General features: G+C 45.2%; 16 protein-coding genes. 9 read left to right on the forward strand and 7 right to left on the reverse strand.

Translation table 11 applies throughout. The features are described 5' to 3' along the window. The first annotated feature begins 12 nt into the window (after window positions 1-12). The 3 genes from xylA (at window position 13) to F3J22_RS27760 (ending at window position 3274) form a co-directional block, all read left to right on the forward strand. The gene (gene xylA / locus F3J22_RS27750) at window positions 13-1341 is read left to right on the forward strand and encodes a xylose isomerase (protein ID WP_167021236.1); all 1329 of its coding nucleotides are present in this window, start codon (window positions 13-15) and stop codon (window positions 1339-1341) included. A gap of 39 nt (window positions 1342-1380) precedes the next feature. Then, complete coding sequence (locus tag F3J22_RS27755; RefSeq protein WP_167021237.1) at window positions 1381-2328, forward strand: aldose 1-epimerase; 948 nt, start codon at window positions 1381-1383, stop codon at window positions 2326-2328. A gap of 229 nt (window positions 2329-2557) precedes the next feature. Further along, the gene (locus F3J22_RS27760; protein ID WP_167021238.1) at window positions 2558-3274 is read left to right on the forward strand and encodes a carboxypeptidase-like regulatory domain-containing protein; all 717 of its coding nucleotides are present in this window, start codon (window positions 2558-2560) and stop codon (window positions 3272-3274) included. Between the two features lie 113 nt (window positions 3275-3387). On the opposite strand, the gene F3J22_RS27765 is transcribed toward F3J22_RS27760, so the two are convergent. The 7 genes from F3J22_RS27765 to F3J22_RS27795 all read right to left on the reverse strand — a co-directional run bounded on the left by F3J22_RS27765 (window position 3388) and on the right by F3J22_RS27795 (window position 14007). Then, window positions 3388-4971, reverse strand: coding sequence for a family 16 glycosylhydrolase (locus F3J22_RS27765; RefSeq protein WP_167021239.1), 1584 nt, complete (start codon window positions 4969-4971; stop codon window positions 3388-3390). Window positions 4972-4973: 2 nt separating this feature from the next. Then, window positions 4974-6470, reverse strand: coding sequence for a RagB/SusD family nutrient uptake outer membrane protein (locus F3J22_RS27770; protein WP_167021240.1), 1497 nt, complete (start codon window positions 6468-6470; stop codon window positions 4974-4976). 19 nt (window positions 6471-6489) lie between these two features. After that, window positions 6490-9897, reverse strand: coding sequence for a TonB-dependent receptor (locus F3J22_RS27775; RefSeq protein WP_167021241.1), 3408 nt, complete (start codon window positions 9895-9897; stop codon window positions 6490-6492). 335 nt (window positions 9898-10232) lie between these two features. Then, window positions 10233-11345 (reverse strand): FecR family protein, encoded by a 1113-nt coding sequence (locus F3J22_RS27780; protein WP_167021242.1) that lies wholly within the window; start codon window positions 11343-11345, stop codon window positions 10233-10235. Between the two features lie 92 nt (window positions 11346-11437). Beyond that, entirely contained in the window at window positions 11438-12007 is a 570-nt protein-coding gene (locus tag F3J22_RS27785) for an RNA polymerase sigma-70 factor (protein ID WP_167021243.1), read from the reverse strand. A 320-nt stretch (window positions 12008-12327) separates the two neighbouring features. Further along, window positions 12328-13422, reverse strand: a complete 1095-nt coding sequence (locus F3J22_RS27790) for a S1C family serine protease (RefSeq protein WP_167021244.1) — start codon at window positions 13420-13422, stop codon at window positions 12328-12330. 9 nt (window positions 13423-13431) lie between these two features. Next, window positions 13432-14007, reverse strand: a complete 576-nt coding sequence (locus tag F3J22_RS27795; RefSeq protein ID WP_167021245.1) for a sigma-70 family RNA polymerase sigma factor — start codon at window positions 14005-14007, stop codon at window positions 13432-13434. A gap of 131 nt (window positions 14008-14138) precedes the next feature. Between F3J22_RS27795 and F3J22_RS27800 the strand changes: the two genes are divergently transcribed. From F3J22_RS27800 to aroB, 6 genes are all read left to right on the forward strand, one after another. Beyond that, the gene (locus F3J22_RS27800) at window positions 14139-14390 is read left to right on the forward strand and encodes a hypothetical protein (protein ID WP_167021246.1); all 252 of its coding nucleotides are present in this window, start codon (window positions 14139-14141) and stop codon (window positions 14388-14390) included. Window positions 14391-15171: 781 nt separating this feature from the next. Further along, the gene (locus F3J22_RS27805) at window positions 15172-15996 is read left to right on the forward strand and encodes a prephenate dehydratase (protein ID WP_167021247.1); all 825 of its coding nucleotides are present in this window, start codon (window positions 15172-15174) and stop codon (window positions 15994-15996) included. Window positions 15997-16010: 14 nt separating this feature from the next. After that, window positions 16011-17177, forward strand: coding sequence for a pyridoxal phosphate-dependent aminotransferase (locus F3J22_RS27810; protein WP_167021248.1), 1167 nt, complete (start codon window positions 16011-16013; stop codon window positions 17175-17177). A 6-nt stretch (window positions 17178-17183) separates the two neighbouring features. Beyond that, window positions 17184-18026: a prephenate dehydrogenase gene (locus tag F3J22_RS27815; protein ID WP_167021249.1), complete on the forward strand. Its 843-nt coding sequence runs from the start codon at window positions 17184-17186 to the stop codon at window positions 18024-18026. Between the two features lie 33 nt (window positions 18027-18059). Continuing rightward, a complete protein-coding gene (locus tag F3J22_RS27820; RefSeq protein ID WP_240155223.1) occupies window positions 18060-19169 on the forward strand; it encodes a chorismate mutase in 1110 nt (369 codons plus the stop codon). 4 nt (window positions 19170-19173) lie between these two features. Further along, window positions 19174-20199 (forward strand): 3-dehydroquinate synthase, encoded by a 1026-nt coding sequence (gene aroB, locus F3J22_RS27825; RefSeq protein WP_167021250.1) that lies wholly within the window; start codon window positions 19174-19176, stop codon window positions 20197-20199. Window positions 20200-20229 lie beyond the last annotated feature (30 nt).

The following is a 20229-nucleotide window of genomic DNA, read 5'->3' on the forward strand; positions in this document are numbered from 1 at the left end:
CCACATACAGTTATGAGTATTACTTTAGGAAACCACGAGTATTTTAAAGGAATTGGGAAGATTAAATACGAAGGACCTCAAACAGATAATCCACTGGCTTACCGCTGGTACGACGAAAACAGAATGATCGCAGGCAAATCCATGAAAGAACTCTTTCGTTTTGCTGTATCATACTGGCATACCTTCTGCGGCACTGGTGGAGATCCTTTCGGTCCTGGTACCAAAGAATTCCCATGGCTGACTGCAACCGATGCTGTACAAAGCGCAAAAGACAAAATGGATGCTGCTTTCGAGTTCATCACCAAAATGGGCCTGCCTTACTACTGCTTCCACGATGTGGACCTGGTAGATGAAGGTAAAAACGTAGCGGAATATGAAGCGCGTATGCAGGCGATCGTTGGCTATGCAAAAGAAAAACAGGCTGCCAGCGGCGTGAAACTCCTATGGGGTACTGCCAATGTGTTCAGTAACCCGCGTTACATGAACGGTGCTTCTACCAACCCTGACTTCTCCGTATTAGCATACGCCGGTGCACAGGTGAAAAACTCCATCGACGCTACTATTGCATTGGGTGGTGAAAACTATGTGTTCTGGGGTGGTCGTGAAGGTTATATGACCCTGCTCAATACCGATATGAAACGCGAACAGGAACACCTGGCACGCTTCCTCGGTATGGCACGCGATTACGCACGTAAACAAGGATTCAAAGGAACCTTCTTTATCGAACCTAAACCTTGCGAGCCTACGAAACACCAGTACGACTATGATAGCGCTACTGTAATCGGCTTCCTGCGTCATTTCGGTCTGGATAAAGATTTTAAACTGAATATCGAAGTAAACCACGCAACCCTGGCTGGTCATACCTTCCAGCACGAACTGCAGGTAGCTGCGGATGCTGGTATGCTGGGTAGCATCGATGCTAACCGCGGTGATGCACAGAATGGTTGGGATACCGACCAATTCCCGAACAGCCTCAATGAGCTGATCGAAAGCATGCTGATCATCCTGGAAGCAGGCGGATTCGCTGGTGGTGGCGTTAACTTCGACGCGAAAACACGTCGTAACTCTACCGACCTGGAAGATATCTTCCACGCGCATATCGGCGGTATCGATACTTTCGCAAGAGCAGCTATCATCGCCGAAAAAGTGCTCGCACAATCACCATACAAACAATTCCGTAAAGATCGTTACGCCAGCTTCGACAGCGGTAAAGGTCAGGAATTCGAAAGTGGTAAACTCACCCTGGAAGACCTGCGTAACTTCGCAGCTGCCAACCCTGAACCTAAATTAATCAGCGGTAAACAGGAATGGCTGGAGAATATTATAAACTACAGTATATAATTTTCTTATTTTACAGGATAATTCAACAAAACAGGAACAATGAGATTTAGCATTCATTCATTTAATGAAGCTGGGTTCGACCTTGTCGCATTAACCGACAGTCTGACCGGCACCACAGTGACAGTAATACCCGCACACGGGGCCTTGCTGCACAGCTTTAAGGTTAAGAAAGGCAACAACGAACTTAATCTTATCGATAGCTATAAAGATCTGGCAGATATGCAACTCGATCTTACCAACAGCTTCAAAAATGTGAAACTAAGTCCATACGCCTGTCGTATAAAAGATGCAAAGTATACCTTCAACGGTAACGATTATACGCTTCAACAAACCGTGGCGCCTGGCAGGGCGATCCACGGTTTGTTGTATAATGCCCCTTTCAAGGTAACTGCCACCGCAGCAGACGACAGCAGCGCCGTGCTTACCCTGGAATATACCTACCAGCAGGAAGATGCCGGATATCCATTCCCGTATCATTGCAAGGCGGCATATACCCTGCTGCCAGGCAACGAGCTGGAGGTGGCCACCACCATCACCAACCAGGGAACCGCTACCATGCCACTGATGGACGGCTGGCATCCTTATTTTACTACCGGTACCTCGGTAGATGAACTGGAACTGACATTCGCCTCCAAAGAAATAGTGGAATTTGATGCGACCCTCATCCCTACCGGCAACGTACTGCCTTATACGGAGTTTGCAAAAGGTAAAAAACTGGCCGGTATTGAACTGGATAACTCCTTTGTCCTTGATTTCGTGCGCCCGCAGCCGTTAGCAACACTATTTGATCCGGTAAAAGATATCCGTATCAGCTTCTTTCCGGGAGAGAATTACCCGATTTTACAGGTTTATATCCCACCACACCGCCGCAGTATCGCCATCGAAAACCTCAGCGGTGCCCCGGATGCCTTCAATAACGGCCTTGGCCTCGTGAAGCTGGACGCTGGTGAGGAGAAAGTATTCAGTACCCGTATTAAAGTAGATTAATAAGTAGGAAATAATGCACCTTTGTCTGGGAAAGACAAAGATTTTCAACATATAAGAGATCCTTCCGCATAAACGTGGAAGGATTTTTGTTTTTTTTAACAGGGCGAACAGTGGAAGACTAATTACGCTTTGTTTATTTTGTACCGGTGTTTTACCTGAACATATAGCGCGTTTGAAATGTTTAAGTTGTAGGAGTGTTCGTCAGGATTTTAATTTTATCAGATAAGATATGAAGCAAATTGCCCGCATTTTCGCGCTGTGTATGGTACTGGCCTGGATAATCCCCCAGTTTGCACAGGCGCAGGTTACAGTAACCGGTACCGTATCCGACACCAACAGACTGGTGCTGCCATATGCCACCGTTACAAACCTTACCACCGGGAAACACTCTATTACAGATCAGGGAGGTTTTTATAAAATCAACGCTTCCAAAGGAGATTTGTTATCGGTGACTTTCGTTGGCTATGTGTCAGATACCGTGGCGGTAACCCAGGCTTCCGGCACACAGGTGATTAATATCCGCATGACGGTTACCAGCAAATTCCTGAAAGGAGTGGATATCTCTTCAAAATTTTCCCCTTATCAGTTGGACTCTATCGCACGGCGCGAACAGTACGGCTACATCCTAGATAATCCAAATAAGCCGCTGGCCGGTGGTAACACCCCCCAGGGAGCCGGAATAGTATTCAGCCCGATTACCCGTTTTTCCAAGAAAGAGCGTCAAAAACGCCAGTTTAAGGAGAATTACGAGAAGATGGAGGAAGATAAATATATCGATAGCCGGTTTACACCAGCATTGGTGAGCAGGGTAACAGGTTTAACCGGAGATTCACTGCAACATTTCATGAGAGACAATTACCCTTCTTATGAAACCATGCGCCAGCTGGAAAATAATAACCTCCTGTACTGGATTACCGACAAGTACAAAGCCTGGTTAAAGAAATAAATCCCAAATCGTTTTCCGGGCAATAGCCCACTGCGTCTCTACTTTGCAGAGACAAAAAAATGAGCCGATCTCTAGACAGTAGAGATCGGCTCGTTTTGCAAATACAAATGCTACTATTTTTTCCTAATAGTAATATCATCTATCACCACCGGACTATTTCCTGTATTGCGGAAGGTGATTTTTACCGTTTTCATATTATTACCAAACTCTTTTCCTGATCTGAACAGCAGCTGTTCCTTACTGAAGGCTCCTTTACCGGAAGTGGTATTGGTTGCTGCCTGCTGTAAATCACCAGTTACAAGTTTCATGTTTTCAACAGTGGCCAGTAACTGACTGTTGCCCTGCTGCCAGTATTCCAGTTTATAAGGCTGGTCATTGTTGAGATATACATATTGTGCTATTTCCTGGCCAGGCTGCAGCAGGAGGGCGTGCCCACCACTGTGCCTGGTAGTGGTAGCCAGCGTGCCGTTGCCTTCCCATGGCAACAGGTTATTGTTGGCTTCAAATCCGGGATTAGGGAGTTCGTTCCCATCTTCCAGCGGCCACTGATAACCACGGATATAATCTACCTCCATACTCACGGAGCCTCCGCCGCCATAGCTGCCGAGGAAAACATTCATAAAGTGATTGGGAGAATATATCTGGTGTTTATCTGTATACTCCTTTATCAGCTTGCCATTGATGTAGTGTTTGATACTGGTCGGCGTCCACAGGATGCCATGGGTTACCCATTTGTCTTTATGTTCAATACCTTCTGCAATATGGGTTGCCAGGTTGTGTACAAATTCGCCGTGGTTATCTACATGACCGTGGAGTACAAACTGTGCATCGAGGTTTTCGAACACATCGATCTCAAATACCTGGCCTTTAGGACGTACACCGGTGGTTCCTTCCAGCGTGGTCCCTTCCTGCAGGTAGTATTTCAGATCTGGTCCGGGAGAATCGAACCAGTAGGCGGTATTCAGCCCCTGCGGCTTCCCGGTAAAACTACGTTTTACGCGTACTTCAAAGTAGCCACCGCGGCTGTTGTCCAACAGGTTCTCATTTTTTCCCCAGTCGTAGGTTTGGATAGATGAAATTTTCCTGCCATTGGGATACCACGCTTTGGCAGGAAGAGAATCATTTGTGAAGATGGTAATAGTATTGCCATTCAGTGTATAGGCTGCTTCGGGAAGTGTGTCGTTGCGCATTTCCGTCAGGTTTTCCTTTTTCAGGAAATCGATGTTGGAATAATACTGGGTATGCCATTTGTTCCTGTCGAGCAACAGGTCGTTGAATTCATCGTGCCAGAAGACTTTCATGCCTTCAGGTACAGCAGCTGAGCTGGCAATATCCAATTGCTTATCTGCATTTGGTTCGATCGTCCATTGACTGGCTGCAGCTACATTGCCGGTGGCTGCCTTGCTATGCTGACTGCCATTCACTGCTTCTACCCATACATTGTACCGGGCGCCAGGTGTTACGTCCTGAATATAATACTGGCTGCTGTTTGCCGGCAAGGTAGCAGCAGGTACTGCAGGTTTCTGACGGGAAGTAGACCAGTACACGTTATACCCAGTTTTACCTGCCTGGTTATTCCAGCTGACTTTTATCCAGCTACGTGTACCTTTCAGTTCCAGCCGGACAGGCGCAGGTAAATCCTGCGCCTGCATCTCAACTGCAGTTAACATCAATGCATATAATAATACTTGCTTCATCACTAGTTATATCCTTCGTTTTGTTTGATTATACCGTTGCTTTGTGTAATAACTGTTCTTGGCAAAGGTAACAACACTTTATAGGCTTCAGCGGTGCTGGAACCATCATTCTGTGCACGTTTGGTGTAAAGGCCCCAGCGGATGAGGTCATCTTTTCTCCAGCCTTCGCCGAACAGTTCAAATAAACGCTCGTCCTGAATTTTAGCGAGGAATGCTGCCTTGGATAATCCTGCCGGCAGATTACCCAGCCCTGCTCTGTTGCGAACAGCGTTAACAGCGTCATAGGCCTCCTGGTCAGGGGCACCAGCGGCTTCGTTGATGCTTTCTGCGAGCATCAGCAGTACATCTGAATAGCGGTAGATCGGGAAATCAATACCCATGTTCTGAGAATTGGCCTTGGATGGATCCGGTGCAAATTTAACCGGAACTGCACCCAGATCACCTGCAAGGCGGGCATTCTTATAAATAACCTTGCCATCAGCTGTTTTCCCTGTAGGGTATGATTCCAGTAATACTTTCAGGCGTTTATCCTGTTTATCGAATTTATCGTAGCTGGTCCATGGCATTTTGTAACCACCCCAGGCTGTCAATGGAATGCCGGTAGAATCCTTATAATCTGAAGGAAGAGCATGTGCCAGCCACATGTTGGAGTACTGGTCACCACCGGAAGAAGAACATACCACTGCAAGTATCATTTCTGAAGAATTTCCGCCTTTGCTGGCAGTATTGAAGTTGTCTTCATAGTTAGGCAGCAGGGAATATCCCAGCTGTTTGATACTCTGGCCGGTAGTAACTGCCTTGCTCCAGTTTTTTTCGTGCATGTAGAGCTTCATCAGGCCGGTAAGTGCAGCCGCCTGTGAGAACCTACCGTAATCCTGACCGGTGAATTTTTTAGGTAAATCCGCAGCCGCTTCCGTGAAATCCTTCTCTATTTGTGCTACCACAATATCTGAAGTAGGGCGGGCAACATAGGGTGCATTCGGATTGGCGGCTATTTTAGCATCTGTGATAATGGTAAAAGGGCCATAGTTGAAGTACAGCATTTCTGCATAGTGTGCTCGTAATGCTTTCAGCTCCGCTATGTACCTTTTTTTCAGGTCTGCATCGATAGCTGACATATTGCTGATGTCATTCAATACAATGGCAATGCGGGAAATATATGGCGTGTAGGCGGTATAGTTATGTGTTACCCAGCTGAAGTCTGGTGTGTAATTGAGATTGCGTAAAGGAATCCAGTCGCCTCCCCATGCGCATACGCCTTCGTCTGTTGTCATCATGGCTTGTGTACGCCAGCCATAAGTGCCGGCATCCCAGCCACCCTGCCAGTCGGATCCGCCTGCCAGTCCGGTATATGCGGCATTTACAGCGGCTACTGCACCATCGGCAGTGGATACCACTGATGAAAGGTCGCCATAGCTTTTATATTGCAGATCTTTTTCACATGCGCTGAAGGTAAGCATCCCTCCCAGCAGAACCAGTTTACTATATATGTTTTTCATTTTTTCTCAGGTTAATTGTTTAGAAGGAAACATTGATGCCAAACAGGTAGCTTTTCACGAGCGGATACAGGTTACTAGGATCCAGCTCCGGATCAAGGCCAGGGTATTTGGTAATGGTGAATGGATTCTGTACGTCAAATGACAGGCGGACAGATGAGAAGAAATGCTGTTTGTCCAATACTTTTGATGGCAGCGAATATCCCAGGGTAATATTGCGGCAACGCAGGAAAGAAGCATTTACCAGCCAGTAGCTACCTTCATTCTGGAACTGCGAATAAGTTCCATCTGTCAGCGAAGTAGGGAAGTCGCCATTAGGGTTTTTAAATGACCAGCGTTCTGAAGATATTGGCATGGCGTTGAAACCAAATGCGCCGGTAGAACCTTCTGTGATTCTGCCGCTCTGATATGGACTCCATTTCTTCTGTACCAGGCCCGACATAAAGATATTCAGGTCAAAGTTTTTGAAAGAGAAAGTGTTGCCGATACCAAAGTTGTATTTAGGATCGCCGTTTGCCAGATAGGTTCTGTCGGCAGCCGTGATCTTGCCATCAGGGCCGGTAAGACTACCATTACCGTCGTAGCCATGAATATCTTTGATGATGAGGCCACCAGGCAGCATGCCAGGCATTTGTGCAGGCGCATTTTTATCTCCCTTATAAATACCTACTGTTTCATACCCGAAAATAGGATTGAACAAAGCTCCTTTTCCCGTTGGTATTTCATATGGCTGCAATACACTGAGTGCCGCTGCTGAACGCTGTACCCAGTAGTTGAGGTAGTGTGCAAAGTTTAACTGGGTAGACCAGGTAAAGCCACCATTGGTATGTGCAATAATGTTTTTTGTATTAAGTGCGATCTCATAACCTGTAGAGCGTGTTTTACCGGCATTGCCATACACGCCGTTGATGATGAATCCTGTCGGATATTGAATGAAAGTAATGAGGTTGCGGATAGTTTTACTATAGTAATCAAATGAACCGCTGATCCTGTTATTAAGAAATCCGAAGTCAATACCACCGTTTAATTCACCGGCAGTTTCCCAGGTCAGATTAGGGTTGGCATCTCTTGTCAATACCAGGCCGGAATTAACATTGCCCATACCAAAGTACGGACTCAGGGCAGTTCCATATAACCTGGTAGCGGCAGCACCGAAACTACTGTTACCTGTTTCACCATAACCGGCACGTACTTTCAGGAAGGAAATTGGTGCAACACTACGCAGGAATGGTTCGTCAGACAATACCCAGCCCGCGGATACACCAGGGAAATAACCCCATTTCTTATTATCTGCAAATACAGAAGATCCATCACGACGGATAGATGCCTGCAACGTAATGTTTCCTTTAAAAGTGTAAATAGCTCTTGCAAAGTAGGAAGCCCACACTGTTTCTGATTTGTTGGAACCTACCTGTGGTTTGATGGCTTGCCCGGATCCCAGATTATAATATTGGGATACGTCAGACAGGAAGCCCTGGTTGGCTGCATTGAAGCCATCCCAGATAGATTTCTGCCAGCTATAGCCAGCTACAGCGCTGATGTTATGTTTCGGAGAAAGTTCTTTATTATATGTCAGGGTATATTCTGCCAGTTGTGACTTCGCGCCTGATTCTGCAATGCTGGCGGAGCCATTTACCTGTGCACCATAGTAGAAAGTGCGTGGCAGATAAGACGAACGTTTTGCAGTTGAATTATCATAGCTGAAACGTGCATTGGCTTTCAGTCCCGGGATAATTGTCCATTCGCCATAGGCGCTGGTTAATACACGGTTGTTGGTGGTCAGGTCAGTAACCGTGCCATAAGATAAAGGATTAGGGATATTAGGATAGTATGGACTTACAGGATAAGAGCCATCAGCAAGCTGCAATGGCTGAACCGGCGCCCAGTAAATAGCAGAGGTAACAATACCGCCATTCTCGTTCTGTCCACCCGTGAAAGTATTGTTGGCAGCAGCGTTCGAAACGATAATATTTGCACCTATCTTGATTTTATCAGATACCACCTGATCAAGGCTTAAACGGCCATTGTAACGCTTGTAATCCGTACCGATGATCACACCTTTCTGATCAAAGTAGTTACCGGAAGCATAATAGGTTGTTTTGCCGTTACCACCTGACATAGAGATATTATGCTGTTGCATATATCCCGAACGGGTGATCGCATCGGTAGCTTTTTCATTGAATAATCTGGCAGAATCAATCTGGACCTGCGAATAGATAGGTACATATGGGTTTACAGAAGATTTATCAACAGTACCATAATATGGCGCAATCTTATTGTCTCTGTACCACATTTCCTCTTTAAACAGATTACGTTGTTCCATGTAATCTGCTGCACCATATACAGGGTACATCTTGTCTACCTGCTGGCCACCATAAGTGCCTGAATATTCGAGTTTAGGTTTGCCGTTGCTGCCTTTTTTGGTAGTGATAAGCACTACACCGGCGCCTGCACGGGCACCATAAATAGACGCCGCACTGGCATCTTTCAGAAATTCTATAGAAGCAATATCATTTGGGTTGATGAAGTTCAATGGAGATTTGTCTACACCGCCTTTACCTTTGTCGTCAGACGGACCATATTTTGCGCCGCTGATGGGCTGGTCAGCAGCATCGTTTACAGGTACACCATCTATTACATAGAGTACACCGGCATTTGCAAAAGAAGGGTTACTTCTGATCTGTACTTTGATGCCGGCACCTGGCTGACCGGTAGCCTGCATTACCTGAACGCCGGCTGCCTTACCTTGAAGCGCTGCCTGAAAGCTGGTAGTAGCGCCAATATTCAGGTCTTTACCTTTTACAGTTGTAACCGCACCGGTAAGCTCTTTCTGTTTAACTGCGCCATATCCAATTACTACCACATCAGTTAGACTGTTGGTAGATTTTTTCATGTTGATATTAAGCGTAGACTGGCCATTGTAGACAATCTCCTGTGGCTCAAAGCCAATAGAGGTAACGAGCAGTATATCACCATTTTTTGCATTCAGGGTGAAGCTACCATCCGCCTTTGTGATGGCGCCTTTCTGGGTGCCTTTGATCACTACGCTTACAAAAGGCAGCGGGTTGCCCTCTTCATCCAGTATCCTGCCGGAAAAGTCGTTGACAGCTATTGCAGCAACAGCAGGTTGTGCAACCGCTTTTTTACGGATCGTAATATCCTTACCCTCGATGGAATAGGTAAGTGGCTGGTGCTCGAAAACCTCATTCAGGGCTTCTGTAAGTGAGGCATCTTTCAGTTCCACATCAACCGGGGTGGCACTGCTGATATGATCTTTTACATAGAAAAAATTATAGCCTGTCTGATTCCTGATTTTATGAATCACGCTGATCAGGGAGGCATTTTTCTCAGATAGTGTTACTTTCTGTGCGCTTGCCTGCGCGCTGAGTGTGACGATTGCTGTCAGTAGCAAAGTAGTAAGTAGACGCATAATTGCAATGACATTTTTGCGCGGACAATAGCTTGCCCTGCATTCGTTTTGAAGGTTCAATTTCATACCGTTTCTGGTGTTGGATTTTAATACTGATTTTGGATAGTTGTTCTGCATTCCTATGAGCAGAGCATTGTGATTACTGTTTAATTCATAAAGCGGTGGATTTGCAGATTATCAATGAAAATGGAGTGTTGTACAGATCCTTGTTCACTGTGATCATTCATTAAAGCTGACTTTTTACTGGTGACTATGTGTTTTATGGCTAGTGTTCACTGTTTTGATACATATCCTGACTAAAGCTGACTCATATTTAATTCAAGCATTTGTTGTTATTAATATTTACTTACGACAATTTTCTTCTGTTCAATACTGAATCTTAACAGGCCTGCCCTTTGTATGGTGTTTAATAACCTGGAAACGCTGTCCTGCCGTGATATGGAGCCTTCCATTTTATTCATGGGAATTTCTCCGTTGTATACAACATCTACATCATACCAGCGGGAAACTTTGCGCATGATTTCGAAGATGTTCTCGTCATTGAATTCGAAGTAGCCATTTTTCCAGGCAATAACGCTGCTGGTTTCAACGGTATTTATCTTCAAAACACCATCCTGTCCGGTTACGGCCTGCTGGCCTGGCTTCAGCACTTTGTCATTTATTTTCACTGCACCCTGTAGCAGTGTGATTTTAGAAGCAGGTTCGTCAGGGTAGTTATTCACATTAAAACTGGTTCCCAGTACGGCGATTTCCTGTGTTCCATTGTGTACAAGGAAAGGCTGGGCAGCATTGGGTGCCACTTCGAAATAGGCTTCTCCGGTGATGGTTACACTCCTGTTTTTCAAACCTTTAAAAGAAGTAGGGAAGGTAAGTGTACTGGAAGCATTGACCCATACCCTGGTGCCATCCGGTAAACCAAGCACATATTGTTCCCCTCTGGCTGTTTGCAGCGTATTGAACTGTGGGGCGGCGTTATTGTCGCCGTTGGTAGCATGATATTCCAGGCTGCCTGCCGCGGTTTTGTTTACATCAGATCCGGCTTCCTCGCTGATTTTGCCATTGGCGCAATCTGCCAGCGCAATCTTTTTTCCATTGGCAAGAATTAGTGTGGCTTTGTTTTTTCCTGCGGGAAGATCTGTTGGAAGATTATTTACGAGAGATTGATTTTTTGTTTGATTTTGCTGGGAGAGATGATGGTAGATATATACACCACCTGTAATTAAACCAGCCACCATGGCTGCTGCTGCCATGGCTTTCCACCTGAAGACGCGTGTGGATTTGGTGATCCCTGCTGCTGAGTGAATATTTTGGAGGATGGCCGATTCCAGTTCATCCAGGTTTTCCGGCTGGAGCTGACGGTGCTGCATATGATCACACCAGGCGGCATAAGCCGCAAGATCCTCATCAGTGGCAGTATTTTCGATGATTCGCAGAAGAATCCCGTTCATTTTTTCATTGTTCATCATATCGCAGACGGAGCTTGCTCCAGATATATAGGGACATGAACGGGAGGTATCCCCCAAAGAGAAAGAAAATTTTTTTAAAGAAAGAAGATGGTAAGCATTCTTTTTCCCAGGTCGGTCCGTAATTTTTTCAATGCAATGGTGAGCTGATTTTCTACTGTTTTCTCGGAGATACCCAGTTGAGAAGCAATTTCCTTGTTGGTAAGGTGATTCAGGCGGCTAAGCCGGAATATTTCCCGGGAGCGGGGTGGGAGGGAGTCTGTAAAGTCGCTGATGACTTGGCGCAGTTCTTTGACGGCGAGGTCGTCGTCCAGCTGGGTAAAAGTGGTATGGGTAGTGGTGTTGGAGAGAATTTCGGCCCTGCGTTTACTGGTTTGTATGGTGCGGGCCAGTTTGTAGCGTACGGCTGCGAGGAGGTAACCTTTGAGGGAGCTCACTTCCAGTGTTTCGCGGTTTTCCCAAATCCAGACGAAGATTTCCTGTATGGCATCATTGCATTCTGCTTCGTTGCGGAGGATATTATAGGCGTATTTGTACAGCAGTTTGAAATAACGGGCATATACCTCATTAAAGGCATGTACCTGTCCTTCCCTGATTAACTGAAGTAAATCCGGGTCACTGATCACTGTATAATCCTGTTGCCTCATAAATACGCCGTTGGTCCAAATTCGGTTTTTTTTATCAATGGTACAATAAAAATAAAACAGGCGTCCTTTTGGGGGACGCCTGTTAGAATATTGATAGTCGTGATTATCAGGTATAAAATTACCGGGTAAACGAAGCTGTTTTTATATTAACAGTGGTGTTTATTAGTGATAAACTTTCATTGGGTAATGAATCTGCTATTACATTGACAATGAAGCTCTTTAATCATAACCTCACCAGCTAATGAATCTGTTATTATCATAACAGTGATGTTTCATCTACCTCAACAGGAGGAAAACTGTTAAATTAACAGGGACGTTTATTAGTTATAAACCTTTACCAGGTAAACGAATTCTTCCACTTTTTTGATCTGGTCTACTCTGTTCAGGCCTTCCAGTTTGCTTTTATGTGCCCATTCTTTTTTGGCCTGTTTGTCTTTAGGCATTTCGTCCAGGAGTCGTTTCAGGTGTGCTGATTTGACTGCAAAGGCGATGCCGTCAGCGGTGGTTTGTTTGCCGGTGATGATACCAACGATATCACCTTTGGCATCCAGGAGGGGGCCGCCGCTGTTGCCCGGGTTAACCGGGATAGATACCTGGTAGGCGGTGGTGTCGCCATTGAAACCTGTTTTGGCGCTGATATAACCTTTGCCGTAAACGATTTCATCTCTGGGGTAACCCATGGTAAATACCTCTTCGCCGAGGGTAATGCTCTGGGGCTTGAGGGTGTATGGCAGTGGCTGGCTTTTGAAGGTGCTGTCAGCAATTTTGAGTACGGCCAGATCACTGGAAATATCTTCAAAGACGCTCACAGCCTTATAGGCTTCACCTTTAGTGTTCTGTACGTAGATAGAGTCGGCCCCGGCTACTACGTGGAGGTTGGTAACGATGTAACCGTTGCCGGAAACAGCGAAGCCGGTACCACCGTAGGTGCCTGGGTTGACAGGTGCTTTATTTTTATTGTTAATATCGTTGATCAGTGCGTTTTGGGAGCGCTGGATATTGTTGAGTACACGTCTTACATCTTCATACTGGGCAACGGATTTGTTGCGGGTAGTATTCTGGATGATGGCGATGGTAGACAGGGAGGTCACCAATGCGATACATGCGGCAGCGGCGAGGTTGGCGATGGTACGGCGGCGGATACGGGATTTTTTTACCGCATCGTTGGCAGCAACCGCTTCCTGGCGGATCTGTGGCATGTCCAGCTGTTGGTGGATGGCATTCATCTGTGCCTGCAGGCTCCTGCGATTACCGAGGTGTTCCAGTTCCTGAAGGAGGAGCTGATGTTCTTCCACCTGGCGGTTAATCTGCGGGTTGGTACGGCGCAGTTCATCAAAAGCAGCCTTTTCCTGCATGCTCATTTCTCCTTCGAGATAACGCTCAATTTCACTGATGAGAAATAAATCTTCTTTCATGGCTGCTCCTTATAATGATGTATTGTATTTATCGAAAAATAGTTTCTTGAGACGCATCAGGCACTTATACTTCTGATTTTTGGCATTTTCCGCGTTGGTATAGCCAAATTTCTCCGCAATTTCCTGCATACTTTTCCTGTACATATAATAATCTTCCAGGATCGTTTTGCACGGCTGACCGATACTTCCCATGGCAGACTCCATTACCCTGAACTGTTCGTCTTTCTCCTGGTGTTCATCCACAATATCTTCTGCCGGGATAATTTCCTCCAATTCGGTGGGCAGGGCATACATACCATGGCTGCTCTGCAGTTTTTTGAGCCAGAGGTGGCGGCAAACAGAATATAAAAATGTTTTCAGCCTGCTGGTAAGGGTAAAGTCACCTTTACAAGCCTTTTCATATAATATGATCACAGCTTCCTGAAAAACATCCTTGGCGTCATCTTCAGATCCATTATACTGATAAATCATCCGCAAAACCGGCGGAAAATTCTCAGAATAGATGATTTCCAATGACTTACCATCATTCTTTGCCAATCCCAGCAACAATTCCCTGTCTTTTGCTATGTCTTGAATCTGCTTCACTCTTTATACAGTTATTTGGCTTTTGGTAACCCAAAGTACCGAAAAAAAAATTTTTAAAATACTGGGTTACCTTTTGGGTGATCCCGGTATAAAGGTTAAATCATTCAAAAAACATCCTAAATTATTGTACAATGAAGAACGTAATCAAATTTGGTTTCTTAGCTCTTGCTTTCGGTGTATTCGCAGTTGCTTGCGGTAACGGTTCTACTGAGCAGAAAGCTGATTCTACTGCAGCTGCTGCTACTCAGACTATCGATTCAGCTGCTAACGCTGCTAATGCTGCAGTTAACGCTGCTGCTGATTCAGCTAAAGCTACTGTTGATTCTGCTGCTTCTGCTGTTAAAGCTGCTGCTGATACCGCTGTTAAAGCTGTTAAAAAATAATTTTGCCTTAAACGCATATTATATAATAAACCGCTCCGGATCCCGGAGCGGTTTTTATTTTTTATATCTAATATATAATTAACATTTGTTATATATCCACAGGCAAAGCCATGATGCTGATAGCTAACCCTTCTATCTTCCAATACATCCTATTAAAAAATGAGCCATAATTGGCTAATTTTTATCCCCTCCAGCTAAATCACGCAACCCCATTGTTATCCTGACAGGCAGATTTTACTGTTATCTCCGAAAAAAGATCATCACCTCATCAAAAATCTATCATCACTCCTTACAATCATCTATTTATATTTTTTTCTGTTTTAAATAAATTTCAATAAACGGTAGTCTTTTTTAAAAAAATCATATTTTTCTTCTTCTGCTATTGGATAATTAGAATCCAGTTGTATTTTTGTTCCACAATCGAAAACAGACAATGACAACACAAACGACTTTTGGATTTTTTGGCTTTTATTATTTCTGGTACCAGGAATAGGGAGGTCGTTTGTAAACTAAAATAAAAGAAACTACAAAAGAGGCCTCCCGGGAAACGGGAGGCCTTTTTGATTATAGCAAAAATTAAAATATGTCAGTTCAATTCTCTACTTACTTTTTTTATTACTTCTCTTACTTCTTTTATGCGAAGAAGACAGGGACTCGTTTGCGATAATCAAACTTTAAAATATAAAGTTCTTCAGCAAAGGGTCCCGAGATCGGGGCCCTTTCTGTTTTAGGTAACTAGTTGCTACAACAACTAAAACACAAAAAAATCAATTATATACACATGAAAATAGCGATTCAGGGTTTTGAAGGTTGTTTCCACCAGGTGGCTGCCCAGTCTTATTTCGGAAAAAATACCGAAATCGAATGCTGCGGCTCTTTCGCCGAACTGGTCAGGAAAGTGAAACAACAACCTGATGTGGACGCAGGGATCATGGCCATCGAAAACTCCATCGCCGGTAGCATCCTCCCTAACTATAGCCTGATCAAAAACTCAGGCCTGCACGTAACCGGAGAAATCTACCTGCAAATCAATCAACACCTGATGGTATTACCAGGACAAACAATGGAGGATATCAGGGAAGTACACTCTCACCCAATGGCGCTGCTACAGTGTATGGACTTCCTCGAAAAATATCCCCATATCAAACTGGTAGAAACGGAAGATACCGCCCTCTCTGCCAAACATGTTCGCCATAAAAAATTAAAATCTACCGCCGCTATCGCCGGTAAACTGGCAGCAGAAATCTTCGAACTCGATATCATCGCTCCTAATATCCATACCAATAAAAATAATTATACCAGGTTCCTGGCAGTATCTAAAACACCGGTGGAAACAGCACCAGACGCTAATAAAGCCTCCGTTTACTTCCAGACAAGTCACGAACGCGGTAGCCTCGCTGAAGTACTTACAAGAATCGCCAACGCCGGTATCAACCTCTCCAAACTGCAGTCTTTCCCCATCCCGGCTAAAGTATGGAACTATTACTTCCACGCAGACATGGAGTTTGATAACCTGGATCACTTCCAGCAGGCATTAAAAGAAATTGAACAACATACCGAACACCTCAAAGTATTAGGTATCTATAAAAAAGGTAAAACGCTTTAATAACTAGTGGTAATATGCAGATACAGGTAGCTAAAAGATTACAAGGAACAGAAGAATACTACTTCTCTAAAAAACTGCGCGAAATCGAAGAGATGAACCAGCAGAGCCCTAAGGTGATTAACCTGGGGATCGGAAGCCCCGACCTGCCTCCTCATCCTTCGGTAGTGGAAGCATTGCACACCAATGCCGCACTCCCCAATACACACGCATACCAGGGCTATAAAGGTATCCCTGCACTGCGTAAGGCTATCGCTGACTGGTATCAACGCTATTATCACGTTACGCTGAATCCGGATACGGAAGTTTTACCACTCATCGGCTCTAAAGAAGGTATCATGCATATCTGCATGACCTATCTCCAGGCAGGTGATGAAGCACTGGTACCTAACCCGGGTTACCCGACCTACCGCTCTGCTGTTAATCTCAGCGGTGCTACTGTTCGCGATTATAACCTGACTGAAGAAAATAACTGGTTGCCGGACCTCGATGCACTGGCTAAGTCAGACCTCAGCAAAGTAAAGCTGATGTGGGTAAACTACCCGAACATGCCTACCGGTGCCAAAGCTACCCGTGAGTTCGCAAAAAAACTCATCGCTTTTGGTAAAGACAATAACATCCTCATCTGTCATGATAATCCGTACAGCTTTATCCTGAATGAAGAGCCTTTAAGTCTGCTCCAGGAAGAAGGCGCTAAAGATGTCGTACTCGAGTTAAACTCGCTCAGTAAATCATCTAACATGGCAGGCTGGCGCGTAGGCATGTTGTGTGGAAAAGCAGAATGGATCAACGAAGTACTCCGTTTCAAATCCAATATGGACTCCGGTATGTTCCAGCCACTGCAAATGGCCGCTGTTAAGGCACTGGAACTTGGTAAAGACTGGTACGACCAGCTCAATGCCATCTACCGTGGCCGCCGTGAAAAAGTATTTGAACTGCTGGACCTCATCGGTTGTACTTATGATAAAGACCAGGTAGGTATGTTCGTATGGGCAAAGATTCCTGCAGGTTATGCAGATGGTTATAAAGTCAGCGACGAAGTACTCTATAAATCACGCGTATTCATTACACCGGGCGGCATCTTCGGATCTAACGGTAACGGATATATCAGAGTGAGCCTTTGTCAGGATGTCAAAGTATTTGACGAAGCGATATCAAGAATTAAATCCACCATTAACAAGTAATAAACGATGATTGCAACAATAATAGGAACAGGTCTTATCGGCGGTTCGCTGGCACTCAGCCTTAAAGAAAAGGGTGTGGCCAGTCATATCATCGGTGTGGATCAGTCGCCGGAGCACCTCGAACGCGCAAAGGAACTGCATATCATCGATGAGGGCGCTTCTCTGGAAGATGCACTCACCCGCTCGGACCTTATTATCCTTGCCATTCCGGTGGATGCGGTGCTGAAAGTACTGCCAACACTGATGGATAAGGTGAAGCCGGGACAGGTAATTATGGACGTAGGTTCTACTAAAAATATCATCTTGCAACTCGTTGCCGGTCATCCAAACAGAGGACGCTTTGTAGCGGCCCATCCGATGGCCGGCACCGAGTATAGCGGACCTGACGCCGCTGTCAGGAACCTGTTTGCCAATAAAACAATGGTATTGTGTGATGTGAAAAACAGTGATGATGATGCACTGGAAGTAGTTGAGAATATGGTAGACCAGTTGCAGATGCGCACCGTATATATGAATGCGGAAGAACATGACCTGCACACGGCATATGTTTCTCATATCTCCCATATCACTTCCTTCGCACTGGCATTAACAGTATTGAAGAAAGAAAAAGAACAGGGCCGCATTTTTGAACTGGCAAGTGGTGGTTTCGAATCTACCGTGCGCCTCGCTAAAAGTTCCCCGGATATGTGGGTGCCTATCTTCAAACATAATCGTAGTAACGTTTTAGATGTACTGGATGAACATATCAATCAGTTACAGCAAATGAAAACATTACTGGAAGAAGAAGATTACGATACCTTCTACAAGCTTATTCAAAAATCAAATAAAATCAGGAAGATCCTGAAATAACAATAATCTAATAAAACGCAGTAACTTAATACTATGGAACAGCATACTACAATGGAGCAGATTCTTGCTAACACCAAATTCTCCGATCCTTCATCGGATAAAAAGCCGTTGATCATTTCCGGCCCTTGCAGTGCAGAAACGGAAGAGCAGGTACTCGCTACCGCACTGAGATTACAGAAAACAGGTAAAGTGGACGTTTTACGTGCAGGTATCTGGAAACCTCGTACCCGCCCGGGTTCTTTCGAAGGTATCGGTACCAAAGGTTTACCCTGGCTGCAAAAAGCTAAAGAACTGACCGGTCTGCCAGTAGCTGTGGAAGTAGCTACCGCTAAACAGGTAGAAGATGCCCTGCACTTCGGTGTGGATATCCTTTGGGTAGGAGCCCGTACTACTGTGAATCCTTTCTCTGTTCAGGAAGTGGCAGATGCACTGAAAGGTGTTGATACAACTGTACTGATCAAAAACCCGATCAACCCTGACCTGGAACTCTGGCTCGGTGCTGTTGAAAGAATCCAGAAAGCTGGTATCAGCAAAGTAGGTCTGATCCACCGCGGTTTCTCCAGCTACGGTAATACTACTTACAGAAATGCTCCAATGTGGCACCTGGCAATCGAACTGAAACGCCGTATGCCTGAACTGCCAATGATCTGCGATCCAAGCCATATCTCCGGTCGTCGTGATATCCTGCAGGAAGTTTCCCAGGAAGCTATCGACCTGGATTACGATGGTCTGATGCTGGAAACTCACATCGATCCGGATAACGCATGGTCTGATGCCAAACAACAGGTAACTCCTGAGAAACTGGCGGAAATCCTCGACGGTATCGTATGGCGTCGTGAACATTCCGATAAGAGCGAATTCAACACTGCACTGGAAAAACTGCGTGCGCAGATCAACCAGGTAGATGATGAGATCATGCTGCTGCTGGGCAACCGTATGAAAATTGCTGAGAAAATCGGTCAATACAAAAAAGAAAACAACATCACCATTCTGCAAACTAACCGTTGGAATGAAATTCTGGAGCGTAACATCGCTAAGGGCGAAAAACTCGGCCTGACAAAAGAATTCATCACCAAATACTTCGACGCTGTTCACCTGGAATCTATCAATCGCCAGAACAGAATAATGAACGAAGAAAAGTAGTAGTATGAAGATACAAACGCACCAATTCAAGCAGCAGGCTACCAGGTACTTCCTGGGCGAAAGCCTGCTGCAACTGGGCAATCATGTGGATATCAACCGCTCCGTGCTGGTGATCGACGAAAACGTTGAACGTCATCATGGAGCGAAACTCCATCAATGGAAAAAAATTGTTATTCCCTCCGGTGAAGATGTGAAAAACATGGCCACTGTTGAGAAAATCATTGATGGACTGATCAGTTACGAGGCCGACCGCAAAACTACACTGGTAGGCATCGGCGGAGGTATGATGACGGATGTTGCCGGCTTCGCAGCCAGCATTTATATGCGCGGCATTCCTTTCGGATTTGTTCCTACAACGTTACTGGCGCAGGTAGATGCAAGCATTGGTGGAAAAAATGGTGTCAGCCACGGCAAACAAAAGAATCTCCTGGGTACCATTACACAACCTGAATTCATCCTCTTCGATTATACGTTACCGTTAACCATGCCTGATGAAGAATGGCATAACGGTTTTGCAGAGATTATCAAATACGCCTGTATCATGGATGCGGAGTTGTTTGATTTTCTCGAAGCAAATAAACAAAAGGCATTAGCCAGAGATGTAGACGTCTTACAATACCTGGTAGAAAAATCGGTGGATGCAAAAACAAAGGTAGTACTGGAAGATGAGTTCGAAACCGGGCCACGCCGCTGGCTGAACTTCGGCCATACCCTCGGACATGCAGTGGAGAAAATTGAGCATATCGCGCATGGCAAAGCTGTTGCTATCGGTATGGTAGCCGCTTCCCGCTTCTCCGAACAACTCATGGGTTTCCCCAATGATCAGACCCTCAGGATCATTAACCTGATCAATGATTACCAGTTGCCTGTTGCATTTACTTCTGATAAAGATGCTGTTTTTGATATCTTCAAACTGGATAAAAAACGGGAGAAAGATGCTATACATTTTGTATTGCTGGAGAAGATAGGAAAAGCAACCACAATGCCTGTTCCTATTGCAGAGCTGAAAGAAATGCTGCAGGGACTATAAATTTTCTAACTAAATAAAACGGCTGTACGA

This window comes from Chitinophaga sp. Cy-1792 (assembly GCF_011752935.1).
In the GTDB taxonomy this organism is placed as follows: domain Bacteria; phylum Bacteroidota; class Bacteroidia; order Chitinophagales; family Chitinophagaceae; genus Chitinophaga.